Annotated in this window: 21 protein-coding genes; 10 read left to right on the forward strand and 11 right to left on the reverse strand. The window is 63.1% G+C overall.

The window, feature by feature from the left end; translation table 11 throughout:
* Positions 1–14: 14 nt before the first annotated feature.
* Positions 15–788, reverse strand: a complete 774-nt coding sequence (locus tag HDE76_RS10705; RefSeq protein WP_255481539.1) for an outer membrane beta-barrel protein — start codon at positions 786–788, stop codon at positions 15–17.
* Positions 789–1095: 307 nt separating this feature from the next.
* Here HDE76_RS10705 and HDE76_RS10710 point away from each other — a divergent pair, with 307 nt between their 5' ends.
* The 4 genes from HDE76_RS10710 (at position 1096) to HDE76_RS10725 (ending at position 7704) form a co-directional block, all read left to right on the forward strand.
* Positions 1096–3057: a S53 family peptidase gene (locus HDE76_RS10710; RefSeq protein WP_184507284.1), complete on the forward strand. Its 1962-nt coding sequence runs from the start codon at positions 1096–1098 to the stop codon at positions 3055–3057.
* Between the two features lie 351 nt (positions 3058–3408).
* Entirely contained in the window at positions 3409–4725 is a 1317-nt protein-coding gene (locus HDE76_RS10715; protein ID WP_184507287.1) for an amino acid permease, read from the forward strand.
* A 178-nt stretch (positions 4726–4903) separates the two neighbouring features.
* Positions 4904–5434 carry a (2Fe-2S)-binding protein gene (locus HDE76_RS10720; RefSeq protein WP_184507290.1) on the forward strand — a complete coding sequence of 177 codons (531 nt, stop codon included), beginning with the start codon at positions 4904–4906 and terminating at the stop codon, positions 5432–5434.
* Positions 5431–7704: a molybdopterin cofactor-binding domain-containing protein gene (locus tag HDE76_RS10725; RefSeq protein ID WP_179477690.1), complete on the forward strand. Its 2274-nt coding sequence runs from the start codon at positions 5431–5433 to the stop codon at positions 7702–7704. The genes HDE76_RS10720 and HDE76_RS10725 overlap by 4 nt, the downstream gene beginning before the upstream one ends.
* 74 nt (positions 7705–7778) lie before the next feature.
* On the opposite strand, the gene HDE76_RS10730 is transcribed toward HDE76_RS10725, so the two are convergent.
* The 7 genes from HDE76_RS10730 to HDE76_RS10760 all read right to left on the reverse strand — a co-directional run bounded on the left by HDE76_RS10730 (position 7779) and on the right by HDE76_RS10760 (position 13654).
* Entirely contained in the window at positions 7779–8252 is a 474-nt protein-coding gene (locus HDE76_RS10730) for a GNAT family N-acetyltransferase (RefSeq protein ID WP_343205699.1), read from the reverse strand.
* 88 nt (positions 8253–8340) lie between these two features.
* Positions 8341–8673: an SMR family transporter gene (locus HDE76_RS10735; protein ID WP_184507296.1), complete on the reverse strand. Its 333-nt coding sequence runs from the start codon at positions 8671–8673 to the stop codon at positions 8341–8343.
* 178 nt (positions 8674–8851) lie between these two features.
* Positions 8852–10867, reverse strand: coding sequence for a hypothetical protein (locus HDE76_RS10740; RefSeq protein ID WP_184507298.1), 2016 nt, complete (start codon positions 10865–10867; stop codon positions 8852–8854).
* A 128-nt stretch (positions 10868–10995) separates the two neighbouring features.
* Positions 10996–11889 carry a hypothetical protein gene (locus tag HDE76_RS20895; RefSeq protein ID WP_184507301.1) on the reverse strand — a complete coding sequence of 298 codons (894 nt, stop codon included), beginning with the start codon at positions 11887–11889 and terminating at the stop codon, positions 10996–10998.
* Between the two features lie 479 nt (positions 11890–12368).
* Positions 12369–12914: a type 1 glutamine amidotransferase domain-containing protein gene (locus tag HDE76_RS10750; RefSeq protein ID WP_179477694.1), complete on the reverse strand. Its 546-nt coding sequence runs from the start codon at positions 12912–12914 to the stop codon at positions 12369–12371.
* 102 nt (positions 12915–13016) lie between these two features.
* Positions 13017–13493 carry an SET domain-containing protein-lysine N-methyltransferase gene (locus HDE76_RS10755; protein ID WP_179477695.1) on the reverse strand — a complete coding sequence of 159 codons (477 nt, stop codon included), beginning with the start codon at positions 13491–13493 and terminating at the stop codon, positions 13017–13019.
* Positions 13490–13654 carry a hypothetical protein gene (locus HDE76_RS10760; RefSeq protein ID WP_184507304.1) on the reverse strand — a complete coding sequence of 55 codons (165 nt, stop codon included), beginning with the start codon at positions 13652–13654 and terminating at the stop codon, positions 13490–13492. The genes HDE76_RS10755 and HDE76_RS10760 overlap by 4 nt, the downstream gene beginning before the upstream one ends.
* On the opposite strand from HDE76_RS10760, the gene HDE76_RS10765 reads away from it, so the two are divergent.
* From HDE76_RS10765 to HDE76_RS10775, 3 genes are all read left to right on the forward strand, one after another.
* A complete protein-coding gene (locus tag HDE76_RS10765; RefSeq protein ID WP_184507307.1) occupies positions 13653–14135 on the forward strand; it encodes a hypothetical protein in 483 nt (160 codons plus the stop codon). The two genes, HDE76_RS10760 and HDE76_RS10765, sit on opposite strands and share 2 nt — an antisense overlap.
* A gap of 90 nt (positions 14136–14225) precedes the next feature.
* Positions 14226–16013 carry an acyl-CoA dehydrogenase C-terminal domain-containing protein gene (locus tag HDE76_RS10770; protein WP_184507310.1) on the forward strand — a complete coding sequence of 596 codons (1788 nt, stop codon included), beginning with the start codon at positions 14226–14228 and terminating at the stop codon, positions 16011–16013.
* A 237-nt stretch (positions 16014–16250) separates the two neighbouring features.
* The gene (locus HDE76_RS10775) at positions 16251–18158 is read left to right on the forward strand and encodes a CocE/NonD family hydrolase (RefSeq protein ID WP_343205690.1); all 1908 of its coding nucleotides are present in this window, start codon (positions 16251–16253) and stop codon (positions 18156–18158) included.
* 203 nt (positions 18159–18361) lie between these two features.
* On the opposite strand, the gene HDE76_RS10780 is transcribed toward HDE76_RS10775, so the two are convergent.
* The gene (locus HDE76_RS10780; protein ID WP_184507316.1) at positions 18362–18598 is read right to left on the reverse strand and encodes a hypothetical protein; all 237 of its coding nucleotides are present in this window, start codon (positions 18596–18598) and stop codon (positions 18362–18364) included.
* Positions 18599–18765: 167 nt separating this feature from the next.
* Between HDE76_RS10780 and HDE76_RS10785 the strand changes: the two genes are divergently transcribed.
* Positions 18766–19239 carry a GNAT family N-acetyltransferase gene (locus HDE76_RS10785; protein WP_184507757.1) on the forward strand — a complete coding sequence of 158 codons (474 nt, stop codon included), beginning with the start codon at positions 18766–18768 and terminating at the stop codon, positions 19237–19239.
* A 52-nt stretch (positions 19240–19291) separates the two neighbouring features.
* On the opposite strand, the gene HDE76_RS10790 is transcribed toward HDE76_RS10785, so the two are convergent.
* Entirely contained in the window at positions 19292–20074 is a 783-nt protein-coding gene (locus HDE76_RS10790) for a SapC family protein (protein WP_179477702.1), read from the reverse strand.
* Positions 20075–20365: 291 nt separating this feature from the next.
* Between HDE76_RS10790 and HDE76_RS10795 the strand changes: the two genes are divergently transcribed.
* A complete protein-coding gene (locus tag HDE76_RS10795) occupies positions 20366–20992 on the forward strand; it encodes an HNH endonuclease (RefSeq protein ID WP_179477703.1) in 627 nt (208 codons plus the stop codon).
* Positions 20993–21005: 13 nt separating this feature from the next.
* On the opposite strand, the gene HDE76_RS10800 is transcribed toward HDE76_RS10795, so the two are convergent.
* Entirely contained in the window at positions 21006–21398 is a 393-nt protein-coding gene (locus tag HDE76_RS10800; protein WP_255481540.1) for a low affinity iron permease family protein, read from the reverse strand.
* 179 nt (positions 21399–21577) lie between these two features.
* On the opposite strand from HDE76_RS10800, the gene dxs reads away from it, so the two are divergent.
* Positions 21578–23464: a 1-deoxy-D-xylulose-5-phosphate synthase gene (gene dxs / locus HDE76_RS10805; RefSeq protein ID WP_184507322.1), complete on the forward strand. Its 1887-nt coding sequence runs from the start codon at positions 21578–21580 to the stop codon at positions 23462–23464.
* Positions 23465–23503 lie beyond the last annotated feature (39 nt).

The following is a 23503-nucleotide window of genomic DNA, read 5'->3' on the forward strand; positions in this document are numbered from 1 at the left end:
GACGAGCTGCCCGCTCAGAAGCGGTATTCGGCAAAGCCCGAGAAAACGCCGATGCTTTCGTTGCCCTTCGCCTCGCCGCTGTCGATGCGTGCGTGATACCCGTCGTAGGCCAGACCCAGGCTGAAATGCTGGTTGAAATCGTAACCCGCCGCCGCACCGAGATAACCGCCGTTGCCGTGGAAACGCTCCGATCCGAAGTTCCCGACATCGACATCCACCGATGAGTGGAAAAGGCCTCCGCGCGCGGAGACAAACATGTGGTTCTGGAATTTGTACTTGAGGTTCAAACCAAGCAGCGGCCCACTGGCCTTGGCGCTAACTTTTTCGCTCAGGCCAGGCAGATCCGACGTCAACTGGGTAGAGGCCGTACCGAGATCAACGTAACCGGCTTCCACGCCGAAATCGACGACGTCGCTCTGCCAACTGTAGCCGGCGCGAATCGCGCCGCTGGTGTCGGTGTTGTTGCTGAAGGTGCTGTCGTGATAAGTCGATTGACCGAGATTGCCGTTGATGAAAAATGCTCCCGGTTCGTCAGCCAATGCGCTGCCCGAGGCAGCCGCCAGCGCGCCGACAACGGCGATCGATAAAATCTGCTTCTTCATATTTTCCCCTATGTTGGTACTTCCCTCCCGCTGCCTCATGCATGCGGGCGGCGCATTTTCACCAAATTGGGTGAAATAGGGAATCTGTACCTGCGACACCGGCGCAGCGGACATCGTCATTGATGCGACGAACCGGCATGGCCGGTTAAAAAAGTTCGCGCACTCTAAAAGGTTAAAGCCGCTCATATCACGGGTGTCGGCGTACTTCGGCAGCGCTCGATCGTCAGAATGCTACGTCGCGTGGACTTTAGAGAAGCATCTAGGAAATAGTCGTATCGAAAGAACTTTCGATCCACTGTACGCTCAATTCGCCATCCCATTGCGCTAGTTTATGAACAGGCATTGTACGGACGACAGGGGGACGTGCTCCGCCGCTCAGGGTATTTCTCGACGCCGCTTTTAGACCGACCAAGAACATGCTGTCTTGCATTAACGGGCAGTAGTCGGCGTTGCGGCTTGGTATCAACGTTTTTCATTCCAGAAGGAAAATCCGATGATTCGCCATTTCAATCGCACGGCCCTCGCAACGTCCCTCGCCGTCACCCTGGCAGGCTTCAGCGGCGCCTCTATGGCAGCCAACTCGCACATGGAAGCCGATGTCGGAATGGCCTCCGGCAATCAGACCAGCACGGTCACCGTCGTGCTCAAACTGCACAATCAGGCCGCCCTGGAGCAGTACATCCAGGACACCGTAACGCCCGGCAGCAGGCATTTTCAGCAGTTTCTGAGCACCAGTGAGTTCGCCAGCCAGTACGGTGCGAGTGCGGCTGAAATAGCCCGGGTACAGGCTTATCTGAAGCAGAAAGGGCTGAGCAGCCAAGTGCTGGACAACCATATGACGATTCGTGCGACGGGCACTCTGGCCCAACTCGGCGCAGCCTTCAATGCACCTATCCACAACTACGTATCGCTCTCAAGCGGCCAGCATTTTCATCGCCCTTCGACCACCGTCTTAATGCCTTCGGCGATCGCCGACCTGGTGGTCGCCACATCCGGCCTGAGCAATGAAAAGAAGTATCTGTCGCATCGGATAAAGGCATTGAACTTGCCAGGCACGCCAACGACAGCGGCACAGAAGACCAAGCTGGCAACCGCCGCCATCGCGAATTCGGCTACCGCCACTGCTGCCGCAGGCAATCCGACGGCTACCGGCGAACCTGGCAGCTACACGGTCGGCGACGTGGCCAATTTCTACAACATCAATCCCTTGTATAAGCGTGGCGTAACCGGCAAAGGCAGCACCCTGGCCATCGTTACCCTATCCAACTTCTACCCCGCCGATGCACAGACCTATTGGACCGACATCGGCCTGGCCACCAAACCGAATCGCATCACCCAGGTCCATGTGGATGGCGGTAGCGCGATCGACAGCGGCAGCGGCGAGACTGCGCTTGATGTGGAGCAGTCCGGCGGCATTGCCCCGGATGCCAGCATCATCGTGTATGACGCACCCAATGCAGGCAATGGCTTTGTCGATGCCTTCGCACAAGCCGTTTCCGACAACAAGGCCGACAGTATTTCCACCAGCTGGGGCGGTCCGGAGATTTTCAACTTTGCGGCGTTGAATGTAGACGGCGCGAGCATTACGGATACCAGCGACGCCGGCGATCTGCAGGCTTTCCATCAAATTTTCCTCGAGGCTGCAGCGCAAGGACAGTCGGTCTTCGCTGCCAGCGGCGACTCTGGCGCCTACGATACGGTGCGTGGCCTCGGCGTCGGCACGGCGCCCGGCACTTATACCGCTCCGCTAACGGTGGACTCTCCGGCTTCCGATCCGTATATCACTGCGGCGGGCGGCACCACGCGACCTTACACGTACAGCTTCAACGGCGGCCCGAATGCTTCGCTTACTCAGGAAAGCGTCTGGGGCTGGGATTACATCCAGAATTATTTCGACACCAACTTCGGTCCGGGTTTGGTCGATGTGTTCTCGGTCGGCGGCGGCGGCGGCGTCAGCGTGTACTGGCACACGCCGTTCTATCAACTATTCACCAACGGCATCCGCACCAGCGAGAGCGGACAGTCGCTTTCTTACAACGATCCGACTGCAGGTCCCACGACACTGCTGAAGTTGCCGGCGCACTTCCGCGGCCGCAATGTGCCGGATATCGCACTCAATGCGGATCCGGAAACGGGGTATTTGGTGGTATCCACTTACGACGGGGGGCTGATTGCTGAAGGCGGCACAAGCTTTGTTGCGCCCCAGCTCAACGGCATCAGTGCTTTGCTGACGCAGAGCAACCATCATCGTATCGGCCTGTGGAATCCGCAGGTGTATGCCATGCAGAACATTTTCGGCTACGGCAATTACTCGCCCTTCAACGACATCCGCCAGGGCGACAACTGGTTTTACCAGGGAAAACATGGCTATGAGCCGGGCGCAGGCATCGGCACCCTGGACGTCACCAACCTCGATCTGTATCTGAAAAGCGGGCTCTTCAGCTTTCGCCTCTGATTAGTCGAAGAGGAGAGGTGCTGACGGCGGATATATCGCCGCGATCAGCACCTCTCGCCGACATTCTCCGATGCGGATACGACAGAGGTAAGAAGCCTGCTCAATAATCTCCGCGTAGCTCGCGTTGCCTTGGCGGCCACGACGAGGCAACGCGAAGGGCCGGGGCTGTTTGCCCGCCTTGCTGCGTCACCACTCGGTCATGGACCGACGTCCATTCCCTCGTTTTTCCTCGGCTCGCGCAAACAGCTCCTGGCGCACCACGCAGAGATATTGGACCGGCTCTAACTGAGGGCTTGCCGGTGTTCTGGGGAAACGCCATGCTCTGGCGTCGTTTCCGCCCTGGCCCGATAAATGAGTTCCTCGCCGACACCCTCCGGTTATCTCCGAAGTTTGCGCCCATGGGATGCTGCCCTGATCGTAGTGGGCGGCATTATCGGCGGCGGTATTTTTCTCACGCCGGGTATCGTCGCCCAGCGCACGAACTCCGGGCTGACGCTCTTGCTGCTATGGGTCGGAGCCGGCCTGCTCACGCTGATCGGCGCGCTGTGCTATGCCGAGCTCGGTGCGCGGCGGCCGCATGCCGGCGGCAGCTATGTGTATTTAAGAGAAGCGTTCGGGCCGCTGGCGGGCTTTCTGTTCGGCTGGACCATGCTGCTGGTCATCTATTCCGGCTCCACCGCTTTCGTGGCCAAGATTTTTGCCGGATACGCCAGCACGCTTTTCGGCCTTTCCTCGGCGTGGGCGATGCCGCTGACCGTCGGCGCGCTGGTGTTTGTGGCGGGACTGAACCTGTTCGGGCTCAGGCTGGGCGCGCGGATCCAAAACCTTTTCGCGCTGCTGAAACTGCTGGCAGTGGCCGTGCTGGTGGTGTGCGGACTGTTTCTTGCCGGCGCCGGGCATGCGCAGATACTGGCCGTCGATCCCGCACATCACGGCACCGGCTTCATGAGCGCGGCCCTGCCGGTATTGTTCGCGTATTCGGGCTTCACCTACCTAAATAACCTCGCGGGCGAAGTACGCGATCCGCAGCGCACGCTACCGCGCGCCCTGACGCTCGGCATGCTGCTGGTGATCGCGGCCTACGTATTGGTCAACGTGGCCTACCTGGCCGCACTGGGACATGCCGGGCTCGCGGCCAGCCAGGCGCCCGCTGCTGACGTGATGCAGATGGTTTTCGGATCGTTCGGTGCCAGACTTATTGCGTTGGGCGTGGCCATTTCCGCGCTTGGTTTCTGCAACATCACGCTGGTGGCTGGTGCCCGCGTGCTGCAGGTGATGGGCGAGGACGGCCTGTTTTTTCGGTCGGTGGCGCGGCTTCACCCGCGCTATAAAACGCCGAATATCGCGCTGCTGATCCTGATCGGCTGGTCGATCCTGCTTGGGGTCACCGGCAGCTATAGCCAACTGCTCGATTACGCCACGTTCGGCGACTGGCTCGCCTGCGCCGTGGGCGTGGCGACGCTTTTCTGGTATCGCCGTCACGACGACGCAACCATCCGCTTTCGCGTGCCGGGTTATCCGCTGCTGCCGCTGGTGTTTGTCGCGGTCATCGCCTGCGTGGTGTTTGCCACCATGCGCGACAACCCCGTCAACGCCGGTATCGGGCTGATAATCATTGCCGCCGGCGTGCCGGTGTATTTCATTTGGCGTCACCTTTTTCGGCCTTAAGCCGTAACGCCTCCCACAAGTGGCGTCACCTGTTCGGCCTTAAGCCGTAATGATTGCCACAAGCGGCAAAAATTTTTCGGCTAGAAGCAGGGATGTTTGCCATACGCGGCAGCGCCTGTTCAGCGGAGCACGCTGTCGAGATGCGACAATGCACTCACAGCTTTCGAGGAGATTTTGAATGGCGCTTGCGCAAGCCCAGGCTCTGCCGGCCACCGAGACCATCGTGCCCGACAAGATCCGTGACGGCATCGACCTGCAGATCAACGGCGAGCACTACCGACACACCGGCGATCCGCAAATGCCGCTGCTTTGGTATCTGCGCGACGTGCTCCGGCTGACCGGCACCAAATACGGCGGCGAACATGGAGAGAACGGCGCCGACCTGATCCTGCTCAAGGGCAAGGCGACCTCGGCCATTTCGGTGACCGTGGCCAAGGCAGCGAACACTGAAATCGTCACCATCGAGGGACTCGCCGCCAACGACGGCACCCTGCATCCCGTGCAACAAGCTTTCATCGACGAGGACGCGATCGGCTGTGGCTACTGCACCCCTGGCTGGATCATCGCCTCGGTCGATCTGCTCAAGCGCAAGAAGCAGCCCAGCGACGACGATATCGACACCCTGCCCAATGTCTGTCGCTGCGGCTGCCAGACGCGCGTGCGCCGGGCGATCAAGCGCGTGGCCGCCGGCAAGGCGGGCCAGCCATGAGCGATGCGAACCGCGGCATCCGGCTCTCGCGCCGGCGCTTTCTGCAGGTGCTGGCCGGCACAGCCGGCGCGCTGGTCATCGGTATCCGCGCGGCCGAGGCCGCCGATACCGACGCACCACTGCCACCGTCGCTGCTCGGCGACACCTTCTATGGTATCGGTGCGTATGTGCGCATCGATACCGACGGCAACGTGCTGATCGGCGTGCGCGATCCGGACACCGGCACCGGCGTGGCCACTTCGCTGCCGCGCATCATCGCCGATGAGCTCGACGCCGACTGGAACCGCGTCAGCGTGGTATCGCTGGGCCTGGGCGTGACCGACAACAACGGCCAGCCCAGCTGGATTTACGGCCGTCAGCTCGGCGGTACCGGCGGCTCCATTTCGGCCGCGTGGGCCGACCTGCGTCAGGCCGGTGCCGTGGCGCGCTGGCTCCTATTGCAGGCGGCCGCGCGTCGTCTTGGCGTGCCGGCCGACCGACTGCGCTGCGAATCGGGCACGGTGATCGCACTGGACGGCCGCCGCTTCACCTACGGCAGCCTGGTCGAGGACGCCAGCAAGATCGACATGCCCACCAGCGTGCCGCCGCTGAAAACCGCCGAGCGCTATCAGCTGATTGGCAACCCCGCGGGCGACGTCGATGCGCGCGAAATCGTCACCGGCCAGACGCGCTTTGCGATCGATCAGCAGTACGGCGACACGCTCACCGCCGTCGTGGTGCACTGCCCGTGGCCGGACGGCACGCTGGACGGCATCGACTTCACCGACACGCTGGCCGTCAAAGGCGTGCGCAAGGTGCTGCAGCTCAGCCCCGAAGTCGGCCAGCAGGCCGGTACCACGCTCAGCGCCACCGCCGTGGTAGTGCTCGCCGAAGACACCTGGTCCGCGCTCAAGGGCCGCCAGAAGCTCAAGCTGAAATGGAAGGCGGGCGCGAGCAACAGCGAAAGCAGCGACGCGCTGGAGCAGCAGGCTAACGCCCTGCTCGCGGGCAAGACTGACCCGACCACTCGCGTGCGCAACGATGGCGACTATGACGCGGCCAGCAAAAAGGCCGCGCGCCGACTCGAAGCCACCTATTTCCAGCCGTGGCTGGCACACGCCACCGCCGAGCCGATGAACTGCCTGGTTCGCGTGGAAAAGAACAAGGCGACCCTGGTCGTACCGACGCAGGCGCCGCAGAAAGCCTGGGCCGTCGTACACCGGATTACCGGCCTTTCGCCGGATCAGATCGAAATCGGCGTGCCGCGGGTCGGCGGCGGCTACGGTCGGCGGCTCGATCACGATTACCTGGCCGAGGCGGTGATGCTGGCCAGCAACAAGGACATCGACACCTCGGTACGCCTGATCTGGACGCACGATCAGGACCTCGCGCACGACTACTACCGCTCCGGCAGCGTGCACCAGCTCAGCGTGATCATCGATCGCAAGCGCCAGATCACCGGCTGGTATCAGCGCATGGTCAGCGCCTCGGCCCTGGTCAACCGCGGCGTGCCGGACAGCCGCCTGTGGACCTCCGAAGTCGATGTCGACCAGCTGCCCGCCGCGCTGGTACCCAACTACCGCAGCGACTGGTACGCGCAGACCTCGGCCATACCGCGAGGCCCGGCACGCAGCATGCCGCACCTCAGCAACGCCTTCGCGGTGGAGAGCTTCATCGACGAAATCGCGCACAGCATGAAAGAGGATCCGCTCGACACGCACCTGCGCCTGCTTGGCGACGCGCGCGAACTGCCACTGAGCGGTGGCGGCACGTTCGATACCGGCCGGTTGATCAACGTGCTGAAGCTGGTGGCCGACCGCATCGAATGGAAAAACTGGCTGCACAGCGTCAACGGCCTGGGGATCGCCTGCTGGCACTTCAACGGTGCTTACGTGGCGCATGCGGTCGAGGTGGCTACCAAGGATCAAAAGCTCATCGTCCAGCGCGTAGTCTGCGCCGTGGACGTTGGGCGTATCATCAATCCGATGGGCCTGGAAGGCCAGGTCGCCGGCGCCACGTTGGACGCACTGTCTACCGCACTGAATCTGTCGATCACCTTCAAGGATGGCCAGATCCAGCAGCACAGCGCTAAGGATTACCCCCTGGCTAGCATGGCGCAGCTGCCCGATGCGGTGGAAGTGATCACCGTACCCGGCGATCGCGACCCGGCCGGCGCCAGCTTTCTGGCCATGCCGACGGCCGCGCCGGCGCTCGCCAATGCAGTGTTCCGCGCCACCGCCGTGCGTATCAGGCGGCTTCCACTGACCCGGGAGCTGTCGCGGTTATCGTGAATTTTATATTCCTTTGGACCTGAATAAATGGCCGTTTTTACGGCCATTTATTTTCTGTAAGTACGAACATTTCTTCACACTTTTTCCGGCCTGACATCCAGCGTGCGCAACGGTCGCTCCATGAAAATGCGCTCGGACGTCTCTCCAACCACGCTGAAGCCGTGTCTCGCATATAGCGCCCGAGCATGCTCATTGACACGCAGCACCCGCAAACGCACCGGCAGGCCCATTTCGGCCGCCTCCTGCACAACCTGCTCAAGTACCGCCGCTCCAATGCCCAGGCTACGGAAGGCCTGCAGCAGATACAGCTTAACCAGCCAGACGTGATCAGGCAGGTTCTCGGTGGCGACTAAACCGGCAATCACGTTCCCGACCTCGATAAGCCTGTGTGTTTCAGATGTGTAGTTATCCCGGTGCTTCTGATATTGCTCGCGCTCATTCCAGCGGCCCCAGGTATGCTTCACATAACCGCGCATGGCATCTTTGGTGATCTCGTAGGCGAGCTCGAGATCATCGAAAGTTGCGTTTCTCAATCGGTAAGCCTGCACCGTCAAAACCTTGAGCCTGAGTTGAAACGCGAAACCGATTCGACCTCGAAAAATTTCAGGACGCCACTCCTGACCCGGCGGATGCTGGCTAGTGAGCGCTGACCTTCGAGAGCACATTGAGTACCGATATGCCGCTCACGATAAGTCCCATGCCGACAAAGGCCCATAGATCGAGCTTTTGTCCGTGAAAAATCCACGCAATGGCCGCTACAAGGACAATGCCGAGTCCAGCCCATACAGCGTAGGCAATACCGACCGGGATAACCGCAAGCGCGCGAGAGAGGAAATAGAAAGCGATGCTGTAACCCACAAGCACCACCACCGATGGAACAGGTCTGGTGAAGCCGTCAGCGGATTTAAGAGCAGACGTGGCGACAACCTCGCCGATAATTGCAACAGCAAGAAACAGCCAGTTTTTCATCGTTTCAGCCCTCCAGCATGGAGAGGAAGTTTGAGAGTTCCTGCCGACAAACGACAGTCTTGCAGCGCAACCAATTGTCTGAGCATCGGGAAGTGAGCGTCGCGCACGTCGGCTACTCGGCAGATGAGCGCCGTGGTGACGCATTTGCCAGCGGCCCGTTGGTTCGGTCAGGTAAAGCTCAATGAAACTGATCGCTAGCCGGTACCCACGAACTGGACGACGATGACGACGCGGGATGGGCCAACTTCACCGGCAGGATGATCGATTCGCAGCCCGGCGGCGGCGGACCGCCGCTGACGCGCGCGGTGGCGCACTCGGCGCTGTTGTCGAGCTTGAGCGGCGCCACCTTGGCGACTTGCGCCGCGCTGGCTGCGGGCGCGGGCGGCACCGGCGGATTGGCCGGCGCGAGATGCATGCGGTCGTAGACCTTGTCGGCCACCGGCGTCGGCGGCGGGTCGCCATTGCCACAGCTCAAAAGCGCCATCGGCAGCAGCGGCGTGAGCGCACATTTGATGCGTACGCCCTGCGGCAGATGAAACGTATGCGTTGTCGTGGTCTTCTCTACCGCGTGACGCAGCGCGGTATCGACCGAGCTTTCGCCAGGCGGCGTCCAGTCCTTGTCGAAACGCGTCGGCTTGTAGCCGATGTTGGGCGCGCGGTGATCCATGATCGTGGTGTCGCCATGCGGGATCACCTGCACGTAACTGCCCACGTTGCCCTGCTTGGCGCCCTGCTCGGCACCGGCCTGAGAAATCGTGCCTACAGGACCAGTACCGGTATCGGCCCTGCCGACGCCGGCATTCTTGCCATTGGCCGGAGCCGCGCCGGCCGCCCCTTGCGCCTGTGTCGCCGAGGGCTGCGCACCCTGCTTTCCTTCGGTATCCGGCGCGTTGGCTACGCCGTTGATTTGGCCGGGCGTAGCGGTATCGCTGCCCTGGGGCGTGGCATTCGGCGCGGTGCTGACGTCGCGATCGTTGCTGCTCTGGCTGGCGCTGGCATCAGGCCGAGTGCTGGCGGATTTGCTGTCGGCCGAATCGGGGGCAGCCGATTTATCGGCAGCGTCCGCCTTGCTCGCCGCAGGCGCCGCCTGATTGGCGCTGGACGACTGATCGGATGCGGGCGCCGGTACGGATGGTAGCGGCTGCAGGCTAAGATCAGGCTTGGGTATGGACGTCTGGACAGCCGACACCGATGCCTTGTCGGCCACGTCGATCTTCACCGTCGGCGCCACGGACGCCACCTTCGGACGGGTGGTGGGCGACACCGGTACCGCCTCGAGCCGAGCTTCGGTCGGCTCCACCGTCGGCGCCTGCACTTGCGGCAGCTCGCGCGGCGCCGCGGGAGCTGCCACGCTCACCGATGCCTTGAGGTTGACCGTGGCCGCGGTCTGCGCAGGTAAAGGAATCGCCTGTAATTCGGGCACCGGTGGAGCGGCCGGCATTTCCGCTCGCGCGGGGGCCACGCTCGGCGGCACGTTCGCCGGCGGCGCAACGCTGGTCAGAGCGATGGTCGGCTTGTCCACTGCAGGCATCGCCTGAGGCGGCACGTCCGGCAGGGCCAGCGAAGCAGGCGGCGGCATCGGCTGATTGCCCTCAGCCTGCGGCGCACGCACGGGTTCAGGCTGAAATCTGGGCGGTACCGGCGCATGCATGGTCGGCACGGCCAGCACCACCGGCGGCGGCGGGCCGGCTACGGGAATCGGCTGCAGCTGCGGTGTGGGTGCGGTCTTGGGCAGGCTGACCGGCGGTTTCGGGGCCGCGACTCGTTTAGGCGTCGGCGACCGCGTTACGGTCGTTTGCGCAACCACCGGCGGCGCGGTCGCCGGGCTGGCCTGCGCGACCGCCATGGTCGACGGCTCGCTGCTGCGCGGGCTGGCATTGGCGCGCTGCTTGGATGCCGCCGCGGCCTGGCCTTTGTGTCGAGGCCCCTTTTCTCTCGGCGGGGTGCCGCGGATCGGTGGCGGTGGCGGCGGTTCGGGCGCATCGATCAAACGCACGTGCAGGGCCACCACCTTGGGCTCCGGAATCAACCTGCCCTCGTCGACCGGCCCGAGTATGAAAACGAGCAAAAACACAATGTGGAGCAGCACCGCGCCGACGATGCCGATGATGCGACGCCAACTTTCGTGTGGCTCTTCGCGCGTGAGCCGGCGACGGGCGATCACGCGGGTAGACGTCGCCAGCGGCGAGTCCATCAGGACTCGTGCGGGGCGATTGGCGGGATCATCGGCAGCGGAAGGGTCGGTGGGCGGCAAAGGCATATCCGGCAGTGTAGCGGCGCCCCCGGGATTTCGCCGATACCCGCTATGTCATCGACGATGGCCTATGGCTTGCCCGTAGCCGCTTTGCCAGCGGCCTGCGCCTTTTCCGCATCGACCGCGCGACTGGGCGTATCCACCGGACAGCCGTGCTCCAGTGGCTTGTCCGCGCGATACATGGCGATACACGCCTCCAGCGTGGGCGGCGTGGGTGGATGCGGGTCTTTGCCGAACTGCTGCGATGGCGCCATGCTCAGGCGCTCGTCGCCGTCTTTCTTCGGCGGCGGCGGTGGCGGATCGCCGCCGCAACCGCCGGCCAGCATCGCCACCGAAACGGCGCAGTGGATATGCACCCCGCCAGGCAGATTGAAAGTTTTTTTGACCGTGGTGGCATCGACCGCTTTCTGCAGGGCGCCGTCCACCGTGCTGGTCTTGTGCCAGTACTTGTCAAAGCGCGTCGGCGCGTACTTGATCGGCGAACTGTGCTGCATCACCTTGTCGTCGTCCGTCGGCATCCGTTGAACGTAATCCGCTTCGGCCTTCGGCAGCGTGCTGGTGGCCGATGCAGGCAGCAGGGGCTGGCCATTCTTGTCGAACAACGTGGGCGGCGGCGTGGTGTCCGGCTTGGTCGCCGGCAACTGCACGGTCATCGCATCTTTCGACGGCGACTCCGGCTTGGCCACGGGGCGCGGACGCGAGGCAGCCACTTTCGGCGGCGGCGGTAGCGGCGCGGGCGGCGGCGGTAGGGGTGCCGTCACCGGTGGATGGCGAGGAATAAAGCGGATCTCGATCGCGTCCGCGCCGGGTGGCGCCGCAATGGCCTGGGGCGACGTGTCCGGACGCATCTGGCGCCATACAAACCAGGTGAAGAACCCGTGCAGCAGCAGTGCGGCAATGATGGACAGCCATATCCAGCCGGGATCCCGCGTCGAACGGCGCCGCGGCAGCGCACGGAGCATCGCGCTGGTGGACTCATCCAGCGGCACCAGCCCGCGAGCGGGCCGGTCGATACTTGGTGCCCCAGGGGGCTGATCGCGCTGCGACGGATGGGTAATGACGGTGTCTCGTGGCGAAGTTAACGGTGAAGCATGCCGTATGACGCTTGAACCAAGCAGGACCGATACATCTCATGTGCGCAGTATTCCGCCCCCTGCAGACCTCGAAGTGCGCCGGCGGTTCCGCCTGTCGCGCACGATTCGGTCGACCACAGCCTGGCAGACGGCCATCGTCAACGAAATTTGGAGAAGACGGCTTAACGAAAAGCCGCCTTGTCGCGGGAAGCTCAGCGATCTTTGACATGGCTAACCAAGTAACCGCGTTCCCTGCTAGATCGATGAGCAGACCGGGGTCTGAGCCGTCTGGACGGCCGAATGAAAGAGCCGCACCCGTGGGTGCGGCGGTGAGGACCTGTTCTGATAGAGGGAAACGCGGGCGATAGTTACGCCGCGATCGCCGCAATCAACGTCTTGGTGAAGGCCGGGATGTCGTCCGGCTTGCGGCTGGTGATGAGGTTGCCGTCGTGCACGACCTCGCTGTCCTGCCACTTGGCGCCCGCGTTCTCTAAGTCGGTTTGCAGCGAAGGCCACGATGTCACCTTGCGGCCTTCGACCAGTTCGGCGTTGATCAACGTCCACGGCCCGTGGCAGATGGCGGCGATCGGCTTGTCGGCCGCGCCAAAGGCCTTGATCAGGGCAATGGCTTTGGTATCGAGCCGAAGCTTGTCCGGGTTGATCACCCCACCCGGCAGCACCAGCGCGTCGTAGTCGTCGGCCTGCGCCTGTTCGAGCGGCTTGTCGACCTTGACCGAGTCGCCCCAGTCTTTCTTGTTCCAACCCTTGATCTGCTTGGCGCCATCCGGGGCGATGACATGCACCGTGGCACCGGCTTCTTCCAGCAGGCGCTTGGGCTCTTGCAATTCACTCTGTTCGAAGCCGTCGGTAGCGAGTACTGCAATATGACGGCCGTTCAAATTTTGTTTGCTCATGACGCTCTCCGTGGGGACGAGCATCGACTATCGCCGCAGGCGGATGCGCGCCGCGTGTCCGTCGCGTCTGCGGCGCGTGAGCACCGCATGGCGCAATTCGAGTCAGGCGTGCTGCGTCTTCGATTTCAGCAAGGTGCCAGTGCACTTGGGCGAGCCACACAGGCACTTCCACAGCTTTTTCAGCCGCGCCGTATGCGGTACTTCGAGCACGATGCCGTAATCGTAAGTGAGCTCTTCGCCGGGCTTGATGCGTCGAATGGTCTCGATCTTGACCTTGTCGCGGCGCGGATTGCCGCTGGGACTTTCCTCGACCACCGCGCGGCAGTTCGGCTCACAGCTGTGGTTGATCCAGCGCGCGCCATTGCCGTTCTGGTTGGCGTCGATGATGTAATCGTCGTTGAGCGTGAACAGGAACGTGTGACCGGTTTCACCGCCGTCGCCATAGAGCTCGTCGGCCTCGTCGTTGGTCAGCAACTTGCCCTTGTACTGGATCACTTCCTCACCCTTGGCCAACGGCTCCACGGCGAAGACGCCATTGCCGTGAATGGGGGAGCGACGGGCGACGATGCGACGGGTCATGTAAGGCTGCCGGTGTAAATGGAAAAGTCGATGATGCCTGCTGCATCGCGCCATGGGAACCATCCCGGGCTTTTTCTATGCGTCAAAACGTTTGCCAGGCCGTCACCGCACTTTTGCGACTTCCTGCTAATATTCAAACAATCGTTTGAGATGATATCCATGCATCGACTGCTGCGCGATTCTCTAATGTTTTTGCTGACGGCCGGGCTGGTTGCCTGCGGGCCGCCGAAGAAGAGCGTCTTTCCGCCAACCGTCAGCGTGCAACAGCTGAAGTTGCTGCCGGACGGGGAGTGGCAGCTGAGCGTGCGTATCCAGAACAACAGCTATGGCGAGATGGATTTCACCTCGCTGGATGGACAGCTGCAGATTGCCGACTTGGTACCGGTCCGGCTGCACGGCACGTTCGAACTGGATATCCCCGCGCTCAGCGGCGATGTGACCACGTTGACCATCCTTCCGACCGCACCGATGTCCAAGGCGCTGCAGGCGGTGAGCGCCAAGGGCAGCGCCGGATCGTTGGGCTACCGCGTCAGCGGCAGCGCCAACGCCAAGCCCGAACAGGAAAAACAGGCGCGCGATTTCGATTTCAGCGGCAACGATTCGCTGTCGCCGACGCCAGGCATACCCAACACCTACCGCTGATCGCTTCCACACACGACGCAAGGCAGCGCGTCGCTTCGACACAAACTCAGAAAACTTTCTGCACGACGACCCTTCGACCAAGGAATTGCCATGACCGCTTATAAAGCTCCCCTCGACGACCTGCGCTTCACCCTCTTCGACGTGCTGGACGCCGAGAAAACGCTGACCAGCCTGAGCGGCGGCGAAGCGCACAGCCGCGACCTGTTCGACGCCGTGCTGGAAGAAGCCGGCCGCCTCAGCGAGCAGCTGCTGGCGCCGACTAACTGGCCCGCCGATACCGAGGGCTGCCACTTCGACAAGGCCACTCACACGGTCACCACGCCGAAGGGTTTCAAGGAGGCGTTCAAGCAGTTCGCCGACGGCGGCTGGACCGGCCTGACCAACCCCGAGGCCTACGGCGGCCAGGCGCTGCCCGCCGTGCTGGGCACTGCCACCACCGAAATTTTCCAGTCCGGCAACCTGGCCTGGAGCCTGTACCCGCTGCTGTCCGAGGGTTCGACCCACGCGATGGAAATGCACGGTGAGGAATGGCAGCGCCAGCTGTACATGAAACCGATCGTCGAAGGCCGCTGGACCGGCACCATGTGCCTGACCGAGCCGCAGGCCGGCTCGGACCTGGGCATGATCAAGACCCGCGCCGAACCGGCCGGGAAGTCCGGCGAGCACGACCTGTACAAGATCAGCGGTACCAAGATCTTCATCAGCGCCGGCGAGCACGACCTCACCGAAAATATCGTGCATCTGGTGCTGGCCCGCCTGCCCGACGCGCCGGCCGGCAGCCGCGGCATCTCGATGTTTATCGTGCCCAAGGTGAAGGTCAACGCGGACGGCTCGCTCGGCGAGCGCAACACCGTGACCGCCGGTTCGATCGAGCACAAGATGGGCATCCACGCCTGCTCCACCTGCGTGATGAACTTCGACAATGCCGAGGGCTTTCTGATCGGCAAGCCGCACAAGGGCCTGGCTGCGATGTTCACCATGATGAATGCCGCGCGCCTGTCCGTCGGCGTGCAGGGCCTGGCGCTGGCCGAGCGCGCGTTGCAGAACAGCCTCAACTATGCCCGCGAACGCCTGCAGTCGCGTGCGCTTTCCGGCGCCAAGTTCCCCGACAAGGTCGCCGACAATCTGCTGGTGCAGCCGGACGTGCGGCGCATGCTGCTGACCCAGCGCGCCTTCGTGGAAGGTTCGCGCGCACTGCTGCTCTATACCGCGCTGCAGACCGACATCGAAGCCCGCGCCACTGACGAGGCCGCACGCAAGAAGGCCGGCGAGCTTGTCGCGTTCCTGATTCCGATTGCCAAGGGTGTGGTCACCGAGCTGGCGCAGGAGTGCACCAAGGAGGCGCTGCAGGTCTACGGCGGCCACGGCTTCATCGCCGAAAACGGCATGGAGCAGTTCGTCCGCGATGCCCGCATCATCACCTTGTACGAAGGCACGACCGGCATCCAGGCGGCCGACCTGCTGGGCCGCAAGATTCTCCAGCTGCAGGGCGTCGGCCTGAAGCACTTCCTGGAAGAGATCAGCACGTTCTGCCACGCGCAGAAGGACAACGAAGCGCTGCGCTCGCTCATCGGTCCGCTCGCCGTGGCGACCAAGCAGTGGGGCGACCTGACCATGAAGCTGGCTCAGAAGATCCAGGCCAACCCGGAAGAACTGGGCGCCGCGGCGAACGACTACCTGTATTACTCCGGCTATGTCGCCCTCGCCTACCTGCTGGCCAAGGGCGTGACGGCGGCGGAAACCAGCACGCAGTCCGAAGCGTTCAAGCAGGCCAAGCGCGACACGGCCAGCTTCTACTTCGCCCGCCTGCTGCCGCGCTGCCTGATGCATCAGGCAGCGATCGAGGCCGGCATCGCGACGGTGCCTGAAATCGCCTGAGTCCTCGCGGTACAGGCAGTGGAAAATGAAAAGCCCGGGCTCTCTTGCCCGGGCTTTTTCATGCGCCATGCTTTGCCCACCGGCATTGCAACGTCACCATGACTCGCGGCCGCAACATGCGGCTACTCTAGGGGAGCTATCCAACGGGGAGTCATCATGAAGTAGAGTCGTGCCGTCGTCGCGTGGCGCGGGCTGAGGCCTGCGCTGTTCACCCTGCTGCTCACGATGAGCGGCGCCTTGCTGGCCACGGACCCGCCTGCCGCGAAATACCCGAACTATCCCAGCGAAACGCCGGCCGACTTCAAGCCGGCCACCGCCAGCTACGACTACGTGCGGCGCGAGGTGATGATTCCGATGCGCGACGGCGTGAAGCTGCACACGATCATTCTGGTGCCCCGCGTGCTGACCACCGCCGGCGCCGCGCATGCCGGCATGCTGCTGACGCGCACGCCGTACGACGCCAAGGCGCTGACGACTCACGTTCCCAGCGGCCACCTCGGCCCGATGCTGCAGGGCTACGACAACGCCACCGACGTGATTGTCGAAGACGGCTATATCCGCGTGGTGCAGGACGTGCGCGGCAAGTACGGCTCGGAGGGCGACTACGTGATGAACCGTCCGGTGCACGGTCCGCAGAACCCGACGTCGGTCGACGATGCCACCGACACCTACGACACCATCGACTGGCTGGTGAAGCACGTGCCCGAGTCCAACGGCAAGGTCGGCACGCTGGGCATTTCCTACGACGGCTTCGAGCCTCTGATGGCCCTGGTCAACCCGCACCCCGCGCTGAAAGTGTCGGTGCCGATGAACCCGATGGTCGACGGCTGGATGGGCGACGACTGGTTCCACAACGGCGCCTTCCGCCAGCAGAACATGAGCTACATCTACGAGCAGACCGCCAGCCGCGACAACAGCATCAAGTGGTGGAGCAGCTACCACGACGAATACGACCTGTTCATGCAGGCCGGCTCGGCAGCCGAGCTGGGCCGCCAGTACGGCATGACCCAGCTCGGTTTCTGGAACAAGCTGCTGGCGCACCCGTCATACGATGCGTTCTGGAGCGATCAGGCAGTCGACAAGGTACTGGTTACGCTGCCGCTGAAGGTGCCGGTGATGCTGGTGCACAGCCTGTGGGATCAGGAAGACAGCTACGGCGCGCTGGCCGTCTATCGTGCGATCAAGCCCAAGGACGGCGGAGGCGACATGGTCAAGCTGGTGATGGGTCCGTGGCACCACGGCCAGGAGATCGAGGAGGCGAGCTCGCTGGGCGCAATCAGCTTCGACAGCGACACCGGCAAGTATTTTCGCGAGCACATCCTGCGTCCTTTCCTCGCGCAGTATCTGAAGGATGGTGCCCCGAAAGCGGATCTCGCACCGGTCACCGCGTTCGAAACCGGCACCAATCAATGGCGCCGCCTCGACCGCTGGCCGCTGGTCTGCGAAAGCGGCTGCCCGACGAAAAGCCGCTCGCTCTACCTGGGGCCGGGGCTGAAACTCGGCTTCAACGCGCCCGCCACCGGCGCCGCCTACGACGAGTACGTTTCCGATCCCACGCACCCCGTGCCCTTCCGGGCGCGGCCGATCCAACCGATCGGCTACGATCCCGGCCAGACCTGGTCGCAGTGGCTGGTCGACGACCAGCGCGAGGCTTCCGGCCGCACCGACGTGCTGACCTTCACCGGCGACGTGCTGACCGCGCCGGTGAAAATCAGCGGCGTGCCGGAAGTGCATCTGGCTGCCTCCACCAGCGGTACCGACAGCGACTGGGTGGTCAAGCTGATCGATGTATACCCCGATCAGGTGGCCGACCGGCCCGATCTGGGCGGTTATCAGCTGGCGGTGGCGATGGATATTTTCCGCGGTCGCTATCGCGAGAGCTTTGTCACGCCGAAGGCTCTGGTCGCCAACCAGCCGCTGGCTTATCGCTTTGCCCTGCCCGCGACCAACCACGTTTTCCTGCCGGGCCATCGCATCCTGGTGCAAGTGCAGTCGAGCTGGTTCCCGCTCTACGACCGAAATCCGCAGACCTTCGTACCAAGCATCTTCGAGGCTACGCCAGCCGACTACCAGAAGGCCACCCAGCGGATTTACCACTCGCCGGAGCAGGCCAGCTACATCGCGCTGCCGGTCGTCGGAAGCTAGGCGATCGTTTGCCTCAGCGGTTGACCCGGTAAAAAGCCCGGCCTGGCCGGGCTCCTGGGATGGTGACAAAGCACGGCTCTTTCGAACGTACGCGTCACAAATGGTCAGCAGATCAGTCGGAGACGAAGAAAAGTGCCGCAGTGGGTCAATTCGGGATCGATGCAGTCATGACCGCGAGAGCCCCCGCGCCACAAACGTTTCGCTCAGGCCTGCACCTTGAAGCTGCTGATCTGCATGTATTGTCGGATCAGCTCTTCATGCACGTCGTCTAGCGCCAGCAGCTCGCGGGCCGTGGCGGCATGGATGGCCGCGGCGTCCTGTTCGGCGGCCTTCGCGGCAGACGAAAGCATTTCCGTTTGAGAGGCTGACGGCGTCGGCGAACTGAACTTGACCAGCTCGGCCTGAAGCAGATAGGAGATGTCGTAGGCTGATTCGCTCATGTCCTAGGCAATGCAATAGGCTTGCCAACGTTCGAGGAGCGACGGCGCAGGGCGCTCTTCTCGCCCGTTCCGGCGGCGATATTGACGCCGATGGCTGGGCGAGCCCTTCCGCCGTGCCGGCGCAGGGTGTAGAAAAGAATATGGACTCCCCGCTACCCCTCACACTGATGACCGAGCCACACTTGCTGATCCGTCTTGCCGAAGACGACGACGACTTCATTCTTTCGCTGGTGCCGCGATTCGTGGATTTCACATTGCCGCCGTGGCGACGTCGGCATGAATGCATTGAAGGCATTCGCGACGACCTGTTGAAACATCTGGAAGATCAGCCGGCGAACAGCTATCTGTTCGTGGCTGAGAATGCCGATGGCGAGCGGGTCGGCTTTATCCATCTTCAGCGCACTGAAGATTTCTTCACCGGACGAAGCAATTGCCATATCTCCGATCTGGCGGTAGTGCCCCAGCACGAGCGTCTGGGCGTGGGCAAGGCCCTGCTGGCGCACGCCGAAGCGTGGGCACGTGAACACCACTGCCAACTGGTGACCCTGGCGGTGTTCCCGGGTAACGAGGGCGCACGGGCGCTGTATGAAGCCAGCGGCTATGCGCCGGATCTGTTGCGGCTGGCCAAAGCGGTGCGCTAGAAAAAACGGCTGGCGCAACGCCATAGGCGCCGCGCCAGCCGTTCGCGACCAGTTAGTTTCGGGTTTCGCTGGCCGGGGTTTCGGCCAGCTCGCGCTGTTCGAGTCGACGCGCAAGGCGGTCGATATTCGAGAGCGACATCAGGTGTGCATAGATCCAGCCGAATACGCCTTCCTTCGCAAACTCGTGCGTGGTCTTTTCGTCCAGCGTACGAAGCTTTTCCTCGTTGACCACAAACAGACCGTTGAGGTTGATCGACCGGCTGTCCGGACTGTCCGGCGCACCGCGGGTCAGGCGGATATTGCGCGGCATCAGCAGGTCATGCTTGTTGAGCTGCTCGAGGAACCAGCGCGTGCGCGCAATGTTCTGCTGGAACTCGCCCAGAAAGCCGACGGCTTGGGTCAACATCTCGGTATCGGTGCCGTCTTCCTTGAACAGGCGCTCGCCTTCGGTCTTGTTGAAGCCGGCGTAGTCCTCATCGAGGAAAACAGTCAGCTCTTCGCCGGGCTGTCCCTGCGGCTTCTCGGCCAGTACGAACGGATAACGGCGGATAAAGGCGGGCACGTAAGTATCGGCGGCCCAATGACCCTCCGCGTCGATGTACAGATTCTCGTCCTGGCGCAAGCCGAGCAAAGCCACCGGGCCGGCGTCCTTCACATCGTTGCCGGCGAAAACGATCATCAGATCGCGCCCGGCAATGAAGAACTCGGTACCGGTCAGCGGCACCGAATGCGCCTTCATGGCATATTTCAAGTTCGGCACGCTCTTTAGGCGCAGATCCTTGTGATCGACACGATTGAGCGGAACGGGACGCTCGTAGAAAAGGACTTCAGCCACGTTGACTACCTCTGCCCCGCCGTGCCGGGGTCGCCACCGAAGCGTCCCCTCCCATAACCCGGCGTCGGGTTGTTGTGATGGGTGACTATATCAGCGCCGCTGCGGGCGGGCGACTTGTCGCCGCAGGGAATACGGCCCGAACCTCCCTTGCCTCATCGCGGTGCCGGCAGGCCCCCGGGACGCCGATACGGTTAGCATGCGAATTGCAATCAAAGTGTTCTATGCTGGAGAGAATGACGCATCCTGCATTGTTGTAGCGCTCTCCGACGCCTTGGCTGAAGGACGATCTGCATGCTTATGGAAGTCCCTCTGACAGAAGTGCCCACCCGGGCCGACATCCACGCGACACGCGTGCTGTCGCTCGATGCCGCCGGGCGCATCCTGGACTGGATCAGCTGGCAGGAGGCGGTCTGCCTCTATGTGCGCGACGCGGTGGCCTGGACGCTCGGCGAGCCCTGCCTGACCGTACACGGCGGCATCAACCGCCTGCACGGCGAGCAGAGCCTGATGCATCTGCATCCGATCATCGCCAGCACCGGCCACTGCCGCGATCACGCGATCGACCCCGCACCCGCACTGACCAATACCGCGCTGTTCGCCCGCGACCGCCATCTATGCCTGTACTGCGGCAATCGCTTCACGCGCGGCGAACTGACCCGCGATCACGTGCTGCCCATTTCCAAGCGCGGCGCCGACGTCTGGGAAAACGTGGTCAGCGCCTGCCTGCACTGCAATCTGAAAAAGAGCAACCGCACGCCACAACAGGCCAACATGCCGCTGCTGGCCGTACCCTACCGGCCCAGCTGGGTCGAGCATCTGATTCTGTCCAACCGCAACATCCTGGCCGACCAGATGGAGTTTCTGGTCAATCACCTGCCACGCAATCGCCGGCCTGCGGCGGCAGAGGCCTTCGCTTAGGGCACGCGCCGCTTCAGTCCGTATCGGCCGCCAGCGCCTCCTCGACGTTATCCAACTCACCGCGCCCCTGGTCGGCTAAGCGGCAATAGTGCTTGCGGATTCGAGCTAGAGTTTCGTCGTCGAGCTCCTCCAGATTGAGCAACGCGTTGTGCGCCCGGCTGCTGCGAATCAGCTCGTCCAGCTTGATCTGCACGGCAGCACCGTCGCGGTTCTGGGTGTTCTGGATCAAAAACACCATCAGGAACGTAATGATGGTGGTCCCGGTATTGATGACCAGCTGCCAGGTATTGCCAAAATGGAACACGGGCCCGGTTCCGGCCCACACCAGCACGATCAGCACGGCCGCCAGGAACGTGGCGGGCTTGCCGGCGGCGGACGACGTGCCTGCGGCAAAACGGCGAAACATTGACGAGGCACTCATGTAAAAGTCCTTAAAAGGTGGAAGAAGCAAAGCGGAAGAAGCCCGCCAGCCGGGCGTCCGCAGCCATCGGGCACACCGGCCCGAGGCCACACCATAGCTGCCTGCCCGCCCATTTGCCGCGCGCCGCCCTTGCCCCGCCTCGCCGCTGGACCAACAATACGCAAATGACCGAGCTTTCCCGCTACCCCCACCTCGACAAAATCGACACGCCCGTCGATCTGCGCCGCGTATCCGACGATCAGCTGCCGGCGGTTGCCGACGAGCTTCGCCAGTATCTGATCGAGGCGGTCGCCAGCTCCGGTGGCCACTTCGGCGCCGGACTGGGCGTGGTCGAGCTGACCGTGGCGTTGCACTACGTGTTCAACACGCCGGTCGATCGACTGGTCTGGGACGTCGGCCACCAGTGCTATCCGCACAAGATCCTCACCGGCCGCCGCAGCCGCATCACCACGATTAAGAAGAAGGACGGCCTGGCGCCGTTCCCGCGTCGTGAGGAAAGCGAGTACGACACCTTCGGCGTTGGCCACTCGTCCACCTCGATTTCGGCGGCCCTCGGCATGGCGATCGCGGCGCAGCGCAAGGGCGACCACCGCAAGGTCGTGGCGGTGATCGGCGACGGTGCAATGACCGCCGGCATGGCCTTCGAGGCGCTGAACCACGGCGGCGACGTCGAGCCGAACATGCTGGTGGTGTTCAACGACAACGGCATGTCCATCAGCGAGAACGTCGGCGCGCTGACCAAGATGATGGCGCGCGCGATGGCCAGCCAGACCTTGAACACCTGGCGCGAACGGGCCAAGCGGGCGATACCCAAGCAGTCGTTCTTCGGCCGCTGGTTCAAGCGCTGGGAGGAGCACGCCAAAGGCATGTTCGTGCCCAGTACGCTGTTCGAGGAGCTGGGCTTTCACTACACCGGCCCGATCGACGGCCACAACATTCCACAGCTGCTGCACGCGCTGCGCACGGTAAAGAATCTGCCCGGCCCGCAGCTGCTGCATGTGATCACGACCAAGGGCAAAGGCTACGCGCCGGCCGAGCAGGCGCAGATCGAATACCACGCGGTCGGCCCGTTCGACCCGCAGGCCGGTCTGGCCAAAAAATCCGCGCCGGCCAAACCGACCTATACCGACATCTTCGGCGACTGGCTGTGCGATATGGCGGCCAGCGACGAGCGCCTGCTGGGCATCACCCCCGCGATGCGCGAAGGTTCGGGCCTGGTGCGCTTCTCCAAGGCATACCCGCAGCGCTATTTCGACGTGGCCATTGCCGAGCAGCATGCGGTGACGCTGGCGGCCGGCATGGCCTGCGAAGGCGCCAAGCCAGTCGTGGCGATCTACTCCACCTTCCTGCAGCGCGCCTACGATCAGGCCATCCACGACGTGGCGCTGCAGAACCTGGATGTCACCTTCGCGATCGATCGCGCCGGCGTGGTGGGGCCGGATGGCGCCACGCATTCCGGCACCTTCGATCTGTCCTTTCTGCGCTGCCTGCCCAATATGGTGATCATGGCGCCGGCCGATGAAAACGAGTGCCGTATGATGCTCAGCACCGGCTTTCAGTACGCTGGACCGGCGGCGATTCGCTACCCGCGCGGCAACGGGCCGGGCGCCGCCATCCACAAAAACCTCGACACGCTGCCGATCGGCAAAGCCGAACTGCGCCGTCGCGGACACGGTATCGCCCTGCTGAGCTTCGGCACCATGCTGGCGCCCGCCGCCGCCATTGCCGCCGAACTCGACGCCACCTTGGTCAACATGCGCTTCGTAAAACCGCTGGACGAGGCGATGCTGCTGGAGCTGGCCAAGACCCACGATGCCTTCGTCACCCTGGAAGACAACGCCGTCGCCGGCGGCGCCGGCTCGGGCGTGGCCGAGTGTCTGGCTGCGCACGGCATCGTCAAACCGATCCTGCATCTCGGCCTTCCAGACGTCTATCTGGAACACGGCAGTCGCGAGGAAGTGCTGACCATGGCCGGACTCGACTTGCCCAGTATCCGCCACGCCATCAAGGCCCGCTTTCCACAGCTGGCGACGATCGCCAGCGCGGGCTGAGCCATCGGGCATCGCTTTCCCGCGCCGATGCGCGGGGCT

The sequence above is a fragment of the Rhodanobacter sp. ANJX3 genome (genome assembly GCF_014200755.1).
Taxonomy (GTDB): Bacteria; Pseudomonadota; Gammaproteobacteria; order Xanthomonadales; family Rhodanobacteraceae; genus Rhodanobacter.

Excerpts from the sequence above, each read along its gene's own strand:
- HDE76_RS10740 (WP_184507298.1), bottom strand. The coding sequence starts at position 10,867 with ATGGACTCGCCGCTGGCGACGTCTACCCGCGTGATCGCCCGTCGCCGG.
- HDE76_RS10720 (WP_184507290.1), top strand. The coding sequence starts at position 4,904 with ATGGCGCTTGCGCAAGCCCAGGCTCTGCCGGCCACCGAGACCATCGTG.
- HDE76_RS10725 (WP_179477690.1), top strand. The coding sequence starts at position 5,431 with ATGAGCGATGCGAACCGCGGCATCCGGCTCTCGCGCCGGCGCTTTCTG.
- HDE76_RS10755 (WP_179477695.1), bottom strand. The coding sequence starts at position 13,493 with ATGACCCGTCGCATCGTCGCCCGTCGCTCCCCCATTCACGGCAATGGC.
- HDE76_RS10800 (WP_255481540.1), bottom strand. The coding sequence starts at position 21,398 with ATGTTTCGCCGTTTTGCCGCAGGCACGTCGTCCGCCGCCGGCAAGCCC.
- HDE76_RS10715 (WP_184507287.1), top strand. The coding sequence starts at position 3,409 with ATGAGTTCCTCGCCGACACCCTCCGGTTATCTCCGAAGTTTGCGCCCA.
- HDE76_RS10785 (WP_184507757.1), top strand. The coding sequence starts at position 18,766 with ATGACCGAGCCACACTTGCTGATCCGTCTTGCCGAAGACGACGACGAC.
- HDE76_RS10795 (WP_179477703.1), top strand. The coding sequence starts at position 20,366 with ATGCTTATGGAAGTCCCTCTGACAGAAGTGCCCACCCGGGCCGACATC.
- HDE76_RS10780 (WP_184507316.1), bottom strand. The coding sequence starts at position 18,598 with ATGAGCGAATCAGCCTACGACATCTCCTATCTGCTTCAGGCCGAGCTG.
- HDE76_RS10770 (WP_184507310.1), top strand. The coding sequence starts at position 14,226 with ATGACCGCTTATAAAGCTCCCCTCGACGACCTGCGCTTCACCCTCTTC.
- HDE76_RS10750 (WP_179477694.1), bottom strand. The coding sequence starts at position 12,914 with ATGAGCAAACAAAATTTGAACGGCCGTCATATTGCAGTACTCGCTACC.
- HDE76_RS10710 (WP_184507284.1), top strand. The coding sequence starts at position 1,096 with ATGATTCGCCATTTCAATCGCACGGCCCTCGCAACGTCCCTCGCCGTC.
- HDE76_RS10735 (WP_184507296.1), bottom strand. The coding sequence starts at position 8,673 with ATGAAAAACTGGCTGTTTCTTGCTGTTGCAATTATCGGCGAGGTTGTC.
- HDE76_RS10705 (WP_255481539.1), bottom strand. The coding sequence starts at position 788 with ATGAGCGGCTTTAACCTTTTAGAGTGCGCGAACTTTTTTAACCGGCCA.
- HDE76_RS10765 (WP_184507307.1), top strand. The coding sequence starts at position 13,653 with ATGCATCGACTGCTGCGCGATTCTCTAATGTTTTTGCTGACGGCCGGG.
- dxs (WP_184507322.1), top strand. The coding sequence starts at position 21,578 with ATGACCGAGCTTTCCCGCTACCCCCACCTCGACAAAATCGACACGCCC.
- HDE76_RS20895 (WP_184507301.1), bottom strand. The coding sequence starts at position 11,889 with ATGCTCCGTGCGCTGCCGCGGCGCCGTTCGACGCGGGATCCCGGCTGG.
- HDE76_RS10760 (WP_184507304.1), bottom strand. The coding sequence starts at position 13,654 with ATGGATATCATCTCAAACGATTGTTTGAATATTAGCAGGAAGTCGCAA.